The organism is Nocardia sp. NBC_00508 (assembly GCF_036346875.1).
In the GTDB taxonomy this organism is placed as follows: Bacteria; Actinomycetota; Actinomycetes; order Mycobacteriales; family Mycobacteriaceae; genus Nocardia.
Window position 1 is genome coordinate 1,508,057 of the sequence record NZ_CP107852.1, and the last position, 15,230, is coordinate 1,523,286.

Consider the following 15,230-nt stretch of genomic DNA (forward strand, 5'->3'; position numbering starts at 1 on the left):
GCAGAGCGCGACCAACCTCAACGATCCTGTGCCGTCGCACGATATCGTCGGCGCGCGGACTCCAGCTCCCGCCACCAAGTGGTACCTTCCTCGGCCAGCCGCCGTTGCAGCGTCCGTGGTCCGACGGCCAAGCGGCGGGCGACGGATTCCAGGGAAATCGTGTCCTCGGCCCGGGCCGCGTCTATTGCGGTCGCGACCCGGCCGGACCATGCGGACCCGCTGGTCGCTTCGCTCAGCCTGCGTTGCCGGAACTCGCGGGGTGTCTCGCCGTATCGCGCTTTGAATGCGGTGGAGAACCAGGTCTCGGTGAAACCGCAGTGTGCGGCCACCTCGCCGATGGTCGCATTCGGTCCGGGCCGGGCGAGCAGGTCCCGTGCGGCACGCAGGGCCGCCTCCTGCCGTACCTCCCGATACGTGGTGCCCGATTGCTGTAGGGCGAAACGCAGTTGCCGGGGTGACCACTTGAGGGCCGCGGCCACAGCAGGCAACCGCAGGTCCCCCGCGCCGATGTGCTGCCGCACATACTGGCGGACGGACTCGGCCGTTTCGGCCAGATGGCTTTGCTGCGGGCGCAGGTCTCCGATCGACATCATGCAGAGCAACTCACCGACTCGATCACACACGGCGTCGAACTCGCGGCCAGTGAGACCGGCATGCTCGGCATGGGTTGCGCGGAGCATGGTCTGCACCACTCTGCCCAGGCCGGATCGCATGTCCAGCGCCGACGACGACGGCGGCCCCCCGGGCGGCAGCCTGCAGTCGATCTCCACACGCGGTACCCGGAACGCATATGCCACCGAGGCCGGCATGTGCAGCCGCCACGTCCGGTCCAGTCTCATCAGCAGCCCGCGACCGGGCGGGAGCCGGATCGACGTGTCGTTCTCGACAGCAGTGAACACGCCCCGCTGCGGGAACACCAACCAATAGAAGTCGTCGGGTCCGCGGCGGGTGTGCGACAGCGTCCGTGAGGCCAGCTTGTCTCCGCTCTGCTCCGTCCGTACCAGGGTGTACGCGGCGGTGTCCTGAGCGGTCAGATGGCCCCACCAGGTGTGCGGAGCACGGTATCGGTGCCCCATCGGCACGAAGCTGTCGCTGAGTGCGGTCCACTCCTCGGCATCGTCCACGGTCAGCTCGGAATACCTCACGATGACACCTCGATGGAACCGTGTCGGCGCGGCCCGGCGACTGCCGCGCCTACGCAGTGGAATCGAGGAGCACCGGCAAGGTGAGCGGCCCGCAGGTGATGAATTGCGGGCTATAGGGGATCTCGGTGGGGTCGCAGGCCAGGCGCAGACTTGGGAACCGATTGAACAGGGCCGACAATGCCGTACGGGCTTCCAGTCTGGCCAGAGGCGCACCGAGACAGAAATGCGGTCCCCGGCCGAAAGCCAGTTGGTCTCGGCAATTGTGGTCTATATCGAAGACATCGGCGCTCGGGTAGTGATCCGGGTCCCGCCCGACGCCGCCATACCACCCCACGATGGCCCCCGCGGGTATATCGACGCCCGTGATGGTGACATCCCGTAGCGCGTAGCGGTTGAACAAATTGCCTACCGGGGAACGGAAGCGCAGCATCTCCTCCACGACATCCGCCCACCGGTCCTGGGCGCGAGCCTTGGCCAGCTGTTCGGAATGGGTGCACAGCGTCACTACCGCATTGCCGAGCAGATGCACCGTGGTCTCGTGTCCGGCCATGATGACCAGCCACAACATGTCGACCAGCTCGTGATCGGTCAAACCGTTGTCGGCATTGGCCTGCAGCAAAGCAGAGGTGAGGTCGTCACCGGGATGACGGCGTTTACTGTCCAGCAACTCGGTCAGGTAGCCGATCATGGCGCCCATCGCGGCCTGGATCTCGTCGCCGGTGCTCAGATGGGACATGATCGTGGCGGCCCAGCGCCGGAATTGCCGTTGGTCCGATACCGGTACCCCGAACAGTTCGCAAATCACCCGCACGGGAAACGGCATGGTGAGTTCGGCGACGAGGTCGACCTCGGCGGTGGGATCTGGAATCGCGTCGATGAGTTCGGTGACGATTCGCCGGATCCGGGGTTCGAGTGCGGCGACCCTGCCGGGGCTGAATGCCTGGCCGATCGTCTTTCGCAACCTTCGGTGATCGGCACCGTCCGAATTGAGCATGTGATCGATGTCGGTGAAAGCTCGAAGCAGCCACTCCGCCGGAATCGTGCCGTCGTGCAGTGCGGGGCAGTTGCGCGCGTTCTTACTGAACACTGTGCCGTCACCGGCCAGGATCTCGCTCACCGCCTGATAGCTCACCGCGATCCAGGCCGAGACGTTGCCGGGCAGTTCGATCGGTACGACGGGACCACGCCGGCAGATTCGATCGAACGTATCGAACACGGGCTCGCCAGCGGTCGGCAGCTGAATGACGGACTCGGTCATAGTGTCTCCCAGGGTGTGGTCGGTCAAACGAGACTGGGGTCTGCGCGTGCCCGCCCAGTGTCGGCCGTGGTTGCCCACGGAACGTGGGAACGGTGATTCGTTGCCTCGCAATGAAACTTTGACGCCGCATTGCCGATGTTCGGGTTGGTTGGCGCATCCCTTGTGCCGACCGCCCGGCATCGAACGGGGAAAGCGCTCACCGCGGCCAGCGACGAACGCACATCACCCGCTGTGCGGATCGGTGGTCTTCTCGAGTGCGAATTCGGCTGTCGGCATGACTGTCGACATGGCCGGGTGGTGTGCCGCGGATTGCCCGTTCCTCCGCGATCAGGGCGAGGATGCCTGCACCGGACAATATCGCCTCGGCGCCCGACGCGGAGCCGACGCTTCGTTCGACCAGCGTCAGGCACAGGCCATCGGTCGCCATCCGGACGACGGCCACCGGGAACAGTCTCCGTACCGCCGCCACGATGCCGAATCCCCCACGCCACTCCGCGATTCCAGACGGAGCGACCACCTCGGCCGACCTGTCGATCGGACCTGGGCAGGCAATGCCGACCGCGGTGATCTCATCGTCTCCGGCGACATCGAGCAGGAGATCTCGGCAAGCGTCCCACACCGCGTCCGCCGGTACCGGTATCCGCCTGATGCCTCGTGCGCCGGCATCGGCGGCCACCCGGCTCGCGGCGAATTCCGCCGCACCGATCTCCAAAGCCAGAATTGTCATGACTCAGCCACCACCACAAGACTTTCCGGCGTCCTCGGGCAGCGCGGTCAACTGGATGGCCGTCTCGGTCACGATGCCTCCTCGTCGGTCGTTTGTTCCAGAATCGGGCTCGCCGAAACAGTATCGATCGCGAAGGTTCATCACTTCGTTTGAACACGCATCCTGTGCCGCCGAACGCAGATACTCTGCCCCGAAACGAAAGTCCGCGGTCAGCGGGGCAGGCGGGTAGGAGGCTTCGCGGCCACGGCGGCGGCGAGGAGTACGGCGGTGAACTGCACGGCTTCGGAGAGGCGAACGGCACGGCGCAGGTCGTGGACCGTCGGAGCAGGCCCGTCACCGAGGACGGGGCGCAGCTCTACGCCGTGCGGGTACTGCGTGCGGCCACCCAACCGGACGCCGAGCGCGCCGGCCATCGATGCCTCGACCACCCCGGCATTGGGGCTGGGATGCCCGGCGGCGTCGCGGCGCCATGCGCGCAGTGCCGCCGCGGGGCGTCCGCCGACCAGCGGTGCGAGCACGGCCGTGAGCAGGCCCGTGAGGCGCGCCGGGAGCAGATTGGCGAGGTCGTCGGTGCGCGCGGCGGCCCAGCCGAAGCGCAGGTAGCGCTCGTTGCGGTAGCCGACCATCGCATCGAGGGTGTTGATCGCGCGATACCCCAGCAAACCGGGCACACCGGCCACGGCACCCCAGACCATCGGAGCGACGGCCGCGTCGGAGGTGTTCTCTGCGATGGATTCCAGAGCGGCGCGCGCGAGCCCGTCCGTGTCGAGCACGTCCGGGTCGCGGCCGCACAGCGCGGGCAGCAGCGCGCGAGCGCCGTCCAGATCGCCGCCTGCCAGCCGGTCGGCCATCGCGCGACCCGTGCGGGCGAGGCTGCGACCGCCGAGGACGGTCCAGGTCGCGACCGCGGTCGCGGTCACCCCGCGCCGCCGCGCCGCCACGCCGAATCCGACTACCGCGCCGACCGCGAGCGCCTCGTGCATCAGTCCCGCCGCGCGCCGGTCTGCGTAGGTCACCGATTCCAACGCGGCCGCCGCGGAACCGAATGCGGCCACCGGATGCCACCGCCCGGGGTCGCCGAACACGCGATCGAGCGCGAATCCGAGCAGCAGCCCGACAGCGGTGGAGGTCCCCTTCTGCATCCGGCGAGATTATCGGGTGGGCTCGCCCACCACCCCGTCGCCCACATGTCACACTCTGTGCCCCTGCGTCGTCGACCTGGCGACGCATCCATAGACTCGCCCCTGCGGGGCCGAACGACGAACGGCGAACAGCAGTGACTTCCGAGCAGCCTTCCCCCGAGCCCCTCGACCAGACCGAGCTGGCCCGGCGGTTCGAGGAGCACCGGCCGTATCTGCGCCGCCTCGCCTACAGCACACTGGGCAGCCTCACCGATGCCGATGACGTGGTGCAGGAGGCGTGGTTGCGGTTGCAGCGCCAGTACCAGGCGGGCACCGCGGGCCAGATCGACAACCTGCTCGCCTGGCTCTCGACCGTGACCGGACGGCTCGCACTCGACCACCTCGGCTCCGCCCGCGTGCGCCGCGAACAATACGTGGGTGAATGGCTGCCGGAGCCGGAGGTCACCACCTGGGACGACCCGGCCGACCGGATCACCCAGGACGAGCGGGTCACCACCGCGCTGCTGGTCGTTCTCGAATCCCTCTCCCCTGCGGAACGCACCGCGTTCGTCCTCCAGGACGTCTTCGGCATGAGCGGCCCTGAGGTCGCCGAAGTGGTCGGACGCACCCCGGCCGCGGTGCGACAGCTCGCCTCCCGAGCCCGCAAGCGAGTCGAGGACGGCACTCCGCGCTTCCCCGCCTCACCGGACGAGCAGAAAAAGGTGGTGTCGGCCTTCTCGCTGGCCTGGCGTTCCGGCGATCTCGGCGCGCTGCTCGGCGTGCTCGACGCCAAGGTGAGTCTCACCGCCGACGGCGGCGGCAAGGTGCCCGCGATCCGGCAGCCGGTCCACGGCGCCGAACTGGTGGCCAAGCTGCTGCTCGGCTGGTACCACGCGCCGTCCGCCGCGGGTGCCTGGGGGCGTGCGGTGCTGGTCAACGGCCAGCCCGGCCTGGTGGTCTTCGACGGCTCGCACACCGGCGTCTTCTCCTTCACCGTCGACGAAGGCCGCATCGTCGCGATCGACGTGGTCCGCAACCCGGACAAGCTGCGCGACCTGCCCACCACCGGTCAGCCCGACTGGTACCTGGGCGAGGGCAGGACCGAACGCGAGTAGCCGCGGCCGGGTCGCGGCGGGCCGAACACGACGGCGCATCCGCACCCCGGCGGCGATCCAGCACGCCGCGATCGCCGCCGGTCAGCCCGCGACTCCGAGCGGACGCGAATATCCGTGCGCGGCGGCGACTTCCACGGAGAGCAGCCGACCGGCGTCGGCGGTGAGACCATGGGCCAGGTCGGGGTTCGCGGAGCACGCCTCCTTCCAACCGAGGTCGGCGATCGCGCGAACGTAGGGCAGCGTGGCGTTGGTGAGCGCGATCGTCGAGGTGTTCGGCACCGCGCCTGGCATGTTGGCGACGCAGTAGAACAGTGCATCCGCCACCGGGAAGGTCGGCTTCGCGTGGGTCGTCGGGTGTGAGGCGGCGAAGCAGCCACCCTGGTCGATGGAGATGTCCACCAGCACCGCGCCGGGGCGGATGCCCGCGACGAGATCGTCGGAGACCAGTTTCGGCGCACGCGCGCCGGGCACCAGCACCGCGCCGATCACCAAGTCGGCCGACAACACCGCGCGCCGGATCTCCGCGGCGTTCGAGGCGATGGTGGTGATCCGGCCGCCGAAGCGGGCGTCGAGTTCGCGCAGCCGGTGCAGGCTGGTGTCCAGGACGTTCACCCGGGCACCCATGCCGACGGCGACCGCGGCCGCGTTCGAGCCCGCGACGCCGCCGCCGAGCACGACCACCTCCGCCGGGCGCACCCCCGGAACGCCGCCGGGCAACAGACCGGCGCCACCGAGCGGGGCCATCAAGTGGTAGGCGCCGACCTGTGTGCCGAGTTTGCCCGCGATCTCGCTCATCGGGGCCAGCAGCGGTAGCGAACCGTCCGCCGCGCGAACCGTCTCGTAGGCGACAGCGGTGATCCCGGAACGCAGGACGGCGTCGGTGCACTCGCGCGACGCGGCCAGGTGCAGGAACGTGAACAGCACCTGCCCGCGACGCATCCGCGGATACTCCTCGGCGATCGGCTCCTTCACCTTCAACACCAATTCGGCGTCCCACCACACCTCGTCGGCCTCCGCGACCAGCCGCGCCCCGGCCGCGTCGTAATCGGCGTCGGGAAATCCCGAGCCGATGCCGGCGCCCGCCTGCACCAGCACCTCGTGTCCGTGCCCGGTCAGTTCCCCGGCGCCCGCCGGAGTCAGTGCCACCCGGAATTCTTGTTCCTTGACCTCCCGCGGTACTCCGATCCTCATACCGCCATCGTGGCCCCGGCACCGGGCCCGCGCTACGACCGACGCGCCGATCGCGCACGGCGATCACCCGGTCCCGTCCCCCCGTGCGAGTTTCTCGGCACATTGCCCAGCTGGCCCCGGCGATCGCCCGGCCGTCAGATGCCCGCGACGCGGCCCAAGGGAGGAATGCGCAGCTGGTCGGCACGACCGGCGTAGCCGAAAACGCGGGCCAGATGGTCGAGCGTCTCGCTGAAGTGCGCCCAGCCTTCGCCGTGGACCGGCACGATCATGGCATCGCCGAGCATTTCGGCGGCCAGCAGGGCGGTGCGCGCGTTCAAGGTGGCGTCGGCGTCGCCGAAGAGACCGATGTTCGCGGCGCCGACATTGAGCACGGCGATGTCGATGCGGCCGATTCGCTCGACGATCCGCTCGACCACGTCGACGGAGGCGTTGTCGCCCGAGACGTACACCGTCGGCTCTCCGTCGGCGCGCAGCACGAAGCCGGTGACGATTCCGGTGAACGGCTCGCATCCCTCCGGGCCGTGCAGGGCAGGGACGCCGGTCACCTGGACCCCCTGCACGGTGACGGTCTCCCAGTTCTCGAGTCCGCGCACACCATCGATCCGGGTCGCGGCACCCGGGGTGGACAGCACGGTCGGCACGGTGGTCAGGAATTCCCGGCCGGTGATGTCCAGGTTGTCGGCGTGTTCGTCGTGTGAGAGCAGCACAACGTCCACCGGGCCGACCTCCTGCGGCGACGCCGCCGGCCCGGCCAGTTTGTGCAGTGGGACGCGCCCCGGGTAGTCGCCCGGCGCGTCGAAGGTGGGGTCGGTCAGCCAGGTGCTGCCCGCGTAGCGGAACCGCAGGGTGGGGCCGCCGACGTGCAGGACTTCGAACGCGGTGGTTTCTGTCACGGTGACGCCTTGCTGATGTTCTGCTCCGTCCTGCGGGATGGGCGCTGTGCTGATCATTCGCTCGTTCATGTCGTCGAGCTTGTCCAGCCCGAACGCCCGTCGACAGTGGCCCGTGAGCCGCCTATCGCTAAGATCAGGCCATGCGCACCGTGGCCGTCGTCGCCTACGACGGAATCAGCCCGTTCCACCTGTCCGTGCCCGCCCTCGTTTTCGGGCGGGTAGGGGTGGGCGGCTCGACTCCGTATCAGGTGGACGTGTGCTCCCAACGGCCCGGAATGTTGCGCACTCCAGCCGGTTTCGACATCGACGTGCGACACGGACTCGATACGCTCACCCGCGCAGGCACGATCGTGATCCCGAGCTGGGAGCCCGATATGCCGCTGTCACCCCAGCTGCGCTCCGCTCTGCACACCGCGCACGCGGGCGGCGCCAGGATCGTCGGGCTGTGCCTCGGCTCGTGGGCGGTGGCCGCCAGCGGCTTGGCGGACGGACGCGAAGTCACCACGCACTGGGCCGCCGCCGCCGAACTGGCCCGCGCGTTCCCGGCGGTCCGGGTCCGCGCCGACACCCTCTGGTCCGACCTGGGCGACATCGTCACCTCCGCGGGCGTGGCCGCCGCTCTCGACTGCTGCCTGCACCTGGTCCGATGCGATCTGGGCAGTAAAGCGGCCACCGAACTCGCCAGAGCGCTGGTCACCGCCCCGCACCGCAGCGGCTCGCAGGCGCAGTACATTCCGGTCGCGGTTCCCGAGGCCGCCGACGACGATCCGATCGAGCGCGCCATGGTCTGGGCGCGCACACATCTCGGCGATCCGGTCGACCTGGACAGCTGGGCCCGGGTCGCGTTGCTGTCGCGGCGCACGTTCACCCGCCGCTTCCGCGACCGCACCGGCAGCAGCCCGCAACAGTGGCTGCTGCTGCAACGCACCGACCGCGCACGACTGCTCCTGGAATCCACCACCGACACCGTGGAACGCATCGCCTCCGACACCGGCTTCGGCACGGCGGTCAGCCTGCGCCACCACTTCCACCGCATCCTCGGCACCAGCCCGGCCGCCCACCGCGCCGGCTTCCAGGGGACCCGGTTAAGTTCATGATCATGCGGATTCAGCTGGGCGAGTTTGCGCCGGAGATCGAAGAGAGCGCGTGGATCGCGCCGAACGCCACGGTGATCGGCCGCGTGCGGCTCGCGGGCGAGGTGAGCGTCTGGTACGGCGCGGTGCTGCGCGGCGACCTGGAGGGCATCGAGGTCGGCGCCCGCAGCAATATCCAAGACGGCTGCGTGCTGCACGCCGACCCCGGCTTCCCGCTCACCGTCGGCGCCGGGGTTTCGGTGGGACACAATGCGATCCTGCACGGCTGCGCCATCGGCGACGACGTACTGGTCGGAATGGGTGCCACCATCCTCAACGGCGCCACCGTCGGGGCGGGCAGCCTGATCGCGGCCAACGCCCTGATCCCGGAGGGCGCGCAGATTCCACCCGGCTCACTCGTGGCGGGCGTGCCGGGCAAGGTCCGCCGGGAACTCCGCGCCGAGGAACAAGATCGCATTCGCCTGAATGCGACTGTCTACTTAGCAAATACAGCCCAACATCGCACGGCAAATGAGGTGTGATTCAGAACACACTGATCAAGTGTCCAGCAGTAATCGCTGATAACATTCAGCCAGCGTGCCCGGCGACCCGGGCTCTCCTGTCGACACGGTTGTCGTGCGGCTTGTAGCGCAGTGGTGAACCCACCCGGGTCGGTGGGCGAGCGTGCAGGCAGGAGGTATCACGGTGTCGTACGTGCAGTCGGGTGTGCATCGGCCCAAGGGGCGGATCAGCGTCGCCGACATCGCGGCCCAACCGGGCGGAGTCGAGGCACTCCAGCGCCGGGTTCATGAATTGCGTTCCAGCGGTGTGGATTTCGCCGCGAATGCGATCGAGAAGGAAATGGCCGAGCTGGATCTGCCGAGCCAATGACTTCGACGCCACGGTCACCGCGGTCACGAGGCCGCGGTGACCGTGGCGAGCCCGGCCGTCGTGTGCTGATCCAGCGCCATCAACGCCGCCCGTACCCGTACCGATTGCCAACCACCATCGAGCCGGCGGATACGCACCGTCCCCTCGGTGCGATGCCGCGCCAGCTCGCGTGACATGGCCTTGGCCCGCTCCAGATCGTCCGGATGGATCTGCGGCGGCGGCTGACCAAGGAGGTCCTCCCAGGCGATGCCGGGCATGGGCGCGCCGATCCACCGGATCAGCCGCAACGAGCGCAGATTGACGATGGCGCGGTACTCGCCGGGTTCCGCCGAGGCTTCCAGCAGCGCGTACTCCAGGATCATCGGCGGCGGTGCGGCGGGGACCGCCATGGCGGCGCCGATGTCCTGGGTCACGCCACGCAGGAGCACTTGACGTGTGCCCGCGTTGTCCGATTCGGCGACGATCCGGCAGGCGAAGTGCCCGGCTCGCAACGCGTCGTCGTCGCGGCGGATGGTCCACACCGCCTGATGCTCGGTGCCGGGCGCGGAGTTGACGATCTTGGCCAGCGCTTCGCTCTCGTCGCGGTTGGTGACCAGCCGGGTGAACGCACCGGCGATGGCCAACTCGGCGGCACGGTTCTCCGGTGCCACGCCGTACAGGTCCAGGAGATCGATGCTGCGCACCGAGCGGTTGGTGGTGAGATTGAAATACCACGCGCCCATCGAGTCCGGACGCGCGATCGGCTCCTGCACCGGTCCGATCCACAGTCGCACGGCGTGTGCGCGCCCCGGCGCGATGAGCAGCGGTTCTGCGCGCACCGTGCGCCGGCCATCGTGCGAGACCCGCGCGACCCGAGCACCGGTGGCGCAGGCCTGCCGTACGGCCGACTCCGCGTCGGCCAGCGACAAGGGATTGCGCAGGATATTGGTCAGCGGGACGAACGACTTCGGCGCGGCGCCCAGGGCGATGACCCGCCCGGGATGCCCCGAAAAGCACTCGACCAGAATCCATTTCGTCATCGGACCCACCCCTGCGCCGCGGCGCTCCCGGCATACCCCTCGTCGATAGTCCCCTGTATGGTGAGATGCGTTCGGCCAGTTGCCATTCCGCCAATAACCGTCCCTGTCCGAGTGCTGTGCGCGTGATCAGGAACGGAATACCATGTCCAGCAGCCGCTCGTGGTACGACCCGGCGACTCGTGTGACCAGATCCACAACAATCGCGTCCAATCCGACCAGCACCTTCGCCTCGCCGCGCGCGGCGCCGCGCAGAATGGTCCGCGCCGCCGCGGCCGGGCTGGTCCGCGCCACCTGGCCCTCGAATCGCCGCACCACGTCGGCCGCGTCGACACCCGGCGCGACGTTCGCCGACCGCGCGATGCCGGTGAGCACACCGCCGGGGTACACGCCGGTGACCCGCACGGTCCCGCCCGCGGCCCGCATGTCCTGGCGCAGCGAGTCGGTGAACCCGCGCACGGCGAACTTCGCCGCGTTATATGGCGCGTGCCGCGCCACCGCCACCAATCCGAGGGCCGAGGACACATTGACCACATGCGCGCGCCGAGCAGTCAGCAAATACGGCAGAAATGCCTTGGTGCCATTGACGACACCCCAGAAGTCGACGTCCATCACCCGTTCGAAGTCACTGAACGGCGACTCGAGCACGCTCCCGACGTGCAGAATCCCCGCGTTGTTGAACAGCGCCTCGACCCGCCCGAAGTGCGCGACGGTCCGCTCCGCGTGCGCGAGCACCGCCCCGCGATCGGTGACGTCCACCGTGCTCACCGTCGGCTCCCAACCGGTGGCGGCGCACAGCGCCCCGGTCTCCGCGACGGCTTCCGCCGACTTGTCCGACAGCGCCAGCCGCGCTCCCGCACCGGCCAGCGCCACCGCCAACTCCCGCCCGATTCCGGAGCCTGCTCCCGTCACCGCCACCACTCGATCCGCGAAATACCCCACAGCCCAACCCCTTTCCGCGCCGACCGATGGTGCGACCGGACGCAACCCCAGGCTAGTCAGTCGAATCTGGACATGCGACCTACTTGCATAGCGGCGCGTTCGTGCACCGTTTCGACCCGGCCGGACCTGGCCGCCGCCGCGCGGGTTCGGCAATGCCCGGTCACGCCGCGCCGACCCAGTGAAATAATGAACCTCCCGTCCGCACCCGTCGCGATGCCGCGCCCACCGGCCACGCCTGGCCACCGCGCCGAACCCACTGGAGATCCGATGCCAACCGTCTCGCCCATGCTGCAGCGCATCCTGGAGAAGCCGGTCGCCGACGGCGAAAAGCTGCTGGAAAGCGCACTGTCCGCGTTCCTGGACTTCGGCATCAAGCGGACCAGCATGGGCGAGATCGCCCGCCGCGCTGGGATCAGCCCGGCCACGCTGTACCGGCGCTACGAATCGAAGAACGATCTCGTCGAGGCGGTAAGCGTGCGGGAGGCGCAGCGCTTCGTCGCCGCCATCGACAGGCGGGTGCAGACCGTTTCCGGCACCGACGACCAGCTGGTGGAGATCTTCGTCGCCTTCATCACCGCCATCGCGGGCAACGAGCTGCTGCGCAGGCTGCTGCGGACCGAGCCCGACCTGATCCTGCCCCGCCTGACCACCGACGCGGGACCGATCCTCGCCGTCGGCCGCGCCTACCTGGCCGAGAAGCTGCGCGAACTACGGAATGCCGGTGGCACGCACGCCTTCGACGCCGACTTGGTCGCCGAGATCATGGCCCGGCTGGCGCTGTCGCTCGCCCTCACCCCCGACGGCCTGATCCCGGTCACCGATCAGGACGCCGCACGCGAGTTCGCGCGCCGCACCCTGCTGCCGATGGTCGGCGTCCGGGTCAACGCGTAACCGGACGCCGAACGCGGCCGACACCCGCTCGTCCAGCTCCGCCTGCGCCGCCTGGTCGGGCACCCGGCCGTCGACGAACTCGCGCACCAGATCGATCACGCCCGCGGAGCGGGCGGCCGCCGGATCGGGCACCGGCAGCCGCGACACGTACTGGGTGATCCAGCGCCGCCTGCCCGAGTACAGCCGATTGCCGCAGACCGCGTCGTAGAACCGCAGGCCGAGCGCCGAATTGGCCACGCCCATCAGCAGATACGCCAGGCGTATCGCCTCGGCCGGCGCGCGGGCGAGATCGGGCAGCGAGATCCAATAGCAGTCGCCGTTGACCACCGCGCCCGAACAGTCCAGCGCGAAACGCGGGCGGTCGCTGATGTCCGGGAAGACCAGCTTCGGCTCCCGCCACAGGTGCGGGCGCTGCGGAACCCAGATCTCGAACCACTCGCGGCCGCTCTCGGTGACGTAGCGGCGACCGGCCAGCGCCTCCTTGTTGGCCAGCAGATATGCGGCGGCGCACGGGAATTCGGCGAGATCGATCGGGGTGCGGCGCGGACGCGCCACATCGTAGGGATACAGCACCCGGACATCGCGGCCACGTGTGGCCCGCCAGGGTACGAGGTCGTGATGGGTGATCAGCGCGAGCAGCAGTTCGGGCTCGGGACATGGGTCGGCCTCGGCCCAGCGGTCGGAGATGAACACACGGTCGGCGGTCGTCTTGATGCCGACCCGGATGCGCGCCACATCGCCGAAGTCGCGCCAAGTGGCCGCACCGATCCGCGTCAGCCAGGCGTCGACCGCGTCGTGCGACATGCGCCACGCGGTCTCCGGTTCGCGTGTTGCCCGATCACCCGCACGTCGTCCCGCGACGGGCACAACCTCCCTATCGCTCCCTGCTGTGGTGTCCGAACGGGTTTCCAGGCCGACGTTGCTGGTCACCGCAGGTTCGCGCCCGGTCACCAACCTGCCGACCTCGATGACGAAGGTCCGCCCGTTGTGCTGGACAATCGAGCCACGCTCCTCGGTCAGTGCCTCGAAAAGTGGCGTTTCACCGGGTATTGCGCCGTTTGCCTGGTACGCGGAGACGTAGCGGCAGCCATCGCGGTAGCTCGCGCGCCGCGCGATGGTGATCGCGGGCAGCACGGCGGCGGTGAAGAATTTGGTGTCACCGAGGTCGTACAGCTCGACCGGCGCCAGGTCGGTGAGCAGCAGGCGCCGGATATTCGCACCGGCCTTGGTGGTCAGAAAGCGGTTGGCGCACAGCAGGCCGAGCACGCCCCCGGCAGTCAGCAACCGCGGCAGCGTCGCGACGAACGGATGGGTGAGGTCGATCCGTCCGCGCAGACCGAACCGCTTGCTCAGCAACTGCGCGGTAGATCCGCCCAGCTGCTGCGTGCGCACGTACGGCGGGTTGGTGATCACCGCGTCGAACGAGCCATCCGGTAGCTCGGTCTCGACCGCGAGAAAGTCGGCGCTGCGCCAGGTCGCGAGAATCCCTGCCGCGGCGGCACGGTCGCGCGCCACCGCGAGCGCTTGCGCATCGAGGTCGTAGCCGGTCGACAGCAGCTGGGCGCCGGGGAATCGCACCGCCGCCTCAGCGTGCAGCGCGAACAGCAGCTCACCGTCGCCGCAGGCCGGATCGAGGACGCGCAGGACCCCGGATGCCGACGGCGCGACATACCGCAGCAGCCGCTGCGCGAGGAACCGGGCCAGCGCGGGCGGCGTGTAGTGCCTGCCGTGCCGTTTGCGGTCCCGCGCGGCGGTGGCTTCGGACGCCATAGCGGGATTCTGCCTCGTCCGGGCCGGCCGATCGCGGCAACTCGGACAACCGGTTGCGTGGTCGGGCGCGTCGCCCGTTCGGAAAGCCGCCGCCAGCAGCAAGCCCGGTGTCGTGGGCCACACTTTCGCGCGGCTTCCCAGCGGAGTGTTCGATACCAGCGCGGCCCGATAGACGGCACCAGGCGCCGCGACGTCTAACGCGTGGTAGCCGCGGGCGCCTCGGCTCCGGTGGCGTCGAGCAGACCGGGTCCCAACTCGGGGGTGACATCCCGGGCAGTGAGTTCGTTTCCGCACGAATCGCATTCGAGCCGCACATGCGCCTCGCCGGTGCACTCGTGGTGACGGTAGCGGACCGGAGGTCCCTCGGGCGCCATATAGGTGTCGCCCCAATCGCGGATGGCCAGCAGAATCGGGTAGATGTCGTGGCCTTTGACGGTGAGGCGGTACTCCTCGTGCGCACCGACAGCGGCCTTCTGCTTGACCAGGATGCCGTGATCGATCAACCGGTCCAGACGATCCTGCAACCTGCTGCGGGAAATGCCCAGCGCGCTCTGAAAGGCGTTGAAACGCCGGATACCGGAGAAGCAGGATTTCAGGATCAGCAGGGTCCAGCGATCACCGAAGATCACGAGTGAGCGCGTGATCGAGCACGGCACGTCGGCCAGTTCTTCGTAGCGCACCCTCCGATGCTACCGATCGCCGCGCCGCATTCGCCCTCGTGAGATCTCACTATGCCCCGGCGCCGAGCAGCAATGCCACCGCCGCCACCGGAATAGAGCCGTGCTTCCGGCGGCCGAATCGTATGCACGGCACGTCCTCGCCGATCTGGCTGGTGCCGCGTCCGTCCGGCCGCGCCGGATCGCTTCGGCGAACCTGGATTTGGGCCTGGCCCTTGTCGCGGCCGACAAGCCGGAGGAAGCGGCACACGTCGCGCTCGCGGCGATCGAATCCGGCCGACTGGTCCCGTCCAACTACTGGCGCGTCGCCGAGGTGGTCACCGGAATCGAGAACCGTGACGCGACGGACGCGGCGACCGTTCGAGAAGCATTCCGCGACACCTACCCCGGCCTGGGCCGGTCACGCTGTCGCGGCATCGGTTCGGTTCACGGCGATATCACCTGCGCGCTCCCCCTGCTGGTTGCTCTCAGCACGTGCGGTCCAGAACGTGAAGCGGGCCCCGGGTAGTCCGGGGCCCGC

15 protein-coding genes and 1 pseudogene are annotated in these 15,230 nt (G+C 69.1%); 6 read left to right on the forward strand and 10 right to left on the reverse strand.

Annotated elements, in window-relative coordinates:
- Positions 1-17: 17 nt before the first annotated feature.
- The 4 genes from OHA40_RS06665 to OHA40_RS06680 all read right to left on the reverse strand — a co-directional run bounded on the left by OHA40_RS06665 (position 18) and on the right by OHA40_RS06680 (position 4,272).
- Complete coding sequence (locus tag OHA40_RS06665; RefSeq protein ID WP_330232193.1) at positions 18-1,145, reverse strand: AraC family transcriptional regulator; 1,128 nt, start codon at positions 1,143-1,145, stop codon at positions 18-20.
- 49 nt (positions 1,146-1,194) lie between these two features.
- On the reverse strand, positions 1,195-2,403 hold the full coding sequence (locus tag OHA40_RS06670) for a cytochrome P450 family protein (protein ID WP_330232194.1): 1,209 nt from the start codon (positions 2,401-2,403) through the stop codon (positions 1,195-1,197).
- Positions 2,404-2,599: 196 nt separating this feature from the next.
- Positions 2,600-3,130 (reverse strand): hypothetical protein, encoded by a 531-nt coding sequence (locus OHA40_RS06675; RefSeq protein ID WP_330232195.1) that lies wholly within the window; start codon positions 3,128-3,130, stop codon positions 2,600-2,602.
- Between the two features lie 209 nt (positions 3,131-3,339).
- Positions 3,340-4,272 carry a cobalamin biosynthesis protein gene (locus OHA40_RS06680; RefSeq protein ID WP_330232196.1) on the reverse strand — a complete coding sequence of 311 codons (933 nt, stop codon included), beginning with the start codon at positions 4,270-4,272 and terminating at the stop codon, positions 3,340-3,342.
- Between the two features lie 134 nt (positions 4,273-4,406).
- On the opposite strand from OHA40_RS06680, the gene sigJ reads away from it, so the two are divergent.
- Complete coding sequence (sigJ, locus tag OHA40_RS06685; protein WP_330232197.1) at positions 4,407-5,366, forward strand: RNA polymerase sigma factor SigJ; 960 nt, start codon at positions 4,407-4,409, stop codon at positions 5,364-5,366.
- Between the two features lie 81 nt (positions 5,367-5,447).
- Here sigJ and ald read toward each other — a convergent pair whose 3' ends face one another.
- Both ald and OHA40_RS06695 read right to left on the reverse strand, forming a co-directional pair.
- Positions 5,448-6,557, reverse strand: coding sequence for an alanine dehydrogenase (gene ald / locus OHA40_RS06690; protein ID WP_330232198.1), 1,110 nt, complete (start codon positions 6,555-6,557; stop codon positions 5,448-5,450).
- A gap of 134 nt (positions 6,558-6,691) precedes the next feature.
- The gene (locus OHA40_RS06695; RefSeq protein ID WP_330232199.1) at positions 6,692-7,519 is read right to left on the reverse strand and encodes an MBL fold metallo-hydrolase; all 828 of its coding nucleotides are present in this window, start codon (positions 7,517-7,519) and stop codon (positions 6,692-6,694) included.
- Positions 7,520-7,590: 71 nt separating this feature from the next.
- On the opposite strand from OHA40_RS06695, the gene OHA40_RS06700 reads away from it, so the two are divergent.
- The 3 genes from OHA40_RS06700 (at position 7,591) to OHA40_RS06710 (ending at position 9,414) form a co-directional block, all read left to right on the forward strand.
- A complete protein-coding gene (locus OHA40_RS06700; RefSeq protein ID WP_330232200.1) occupies positions 7,591-8,547 on the forward strand; it encodes a GlxA family transcriptional regulator in 957 nt (318 codons plus the stop codon).
- Between the two features lie 2 nt (positions 8,548-8,549).
- Positions 8,550-9,065: a gamma carbonic anhydrase family protein gene (locus OHA40_RS06705; RefSeq protein WP_330232201.1), complete on the forward strand. Its 516-nt coding sequence runs from the start codon at positions 8,550-8,552 to the stop codon at positions 9,063-9,065.
- A 163-nt stretch (positions 9,066-9,228) separates the two neighbouring features.
- Positions 9,229-9,414 carry a hypothetical protein gene (locus OHA40_RS06710; RefSeq protein ID WP_330232202.1) on the forward strand — a complete coding sequence of 62 codons (186 nt, stop codon included), beginning with the start codon at positions 9,229-9,231 and terminating at the stop codon, positions 9,412-9,414.
- Between the two features lie 23 nt (positions 9,415-9,437).
- Here the strand turns inward: OHA40_RS06710 and OHA40_RS06715 are convergent, their stop codons facing one another.
- Both OHA40_RS06715 and OHA40_RS06720 read right to left on the reverse strand, forming a co-directional pair.
- The gene (locus OHA40_RS06715; protein ID WP_330232203.1) at positions 9,438-10,433 is read right to left on the reverse strand and encodes a GAF domain-containing protein; all 996 of its coding nucleotides are present in this window, start codon (positions 10,431-10,433) and stop codon (positions 9,438-9,440) included.
- 126 nt (positions 10,434-10,559) lie between these two features.
- Positions 10,560-11,372 (reverse strand): SDR family NAD(P)-dependent oxidoreductase, encoded by an 813-nt coding sequence (locus tag OHA40_RS06720; RefSeq protein ID WP_330232204.1) that lies wholly within the window; start codon positions 11,370-11,372, stop codon positions 10,560-10,562.
- Between the two features lie 267 nt (positions 11,373-11,639).
- On the opposite strand from OHA40_RS06720, the gene OHA40_RS06725 reads away from it, so the two are divergent.
- Positions 11,640-12,263 (forward strand): TetR/AcrR family transcriptional regulator, encoded by a 624-nt coding sequence (locus OHA40_RS06725; protein WP_330232205.1) that lies wholly within the window; start codon positions 11,640-11,642, stop codon positions 12,261-12,263.
- Positions 12,264-13,418: 1,155 nt separating this feature from the next.
- On the opposite strand, the pseudogene OHA40_RS06730 reads toward OHA40_RS06725, so the two are convergent.
- Positions 13,419-14,336 (reverse strand): annotated as a pseudogene (locus OHA40_RS06730) (Eco57I restriction-modification methylase domain-containing protein); the annotation flags it as partial.
- A complete protein-coding gene (locus OHA40_RS06735) occupies positions 14,228-14,713 on the reverse strand; it encodes a winged helix-turn-helix transcriptional regulator (RefSeq protein ID WP_330232206.1) in 486 nt (161 codons plus the stop codon). The pseudogene OHA40_RS06730 and the gene OHA40_RS06735, both read right to left, overlap by 109 nt.
- A 100-nt stretch (positions 14,714-14,813) precedes the next feature.
- On the opposite strand from OHA40_RS06735, the gene OHA40_RS06740 reads away from it, so the two are divergent.
- The gene (locus OHA40_RS06740) at positions 14,814-15,218 is read left to right on the forward strand and encodes a hypothetical protein (protein ID WP_330232207.1); all 405 of its coding nucleotides are present in this window, start codon (positions 14,814-14,816) and stop codon (positions 15,216-15,218) included.
- The last annotated feature ends 12 nt before the right edge of the window (positions 15,219-15,230 follow it).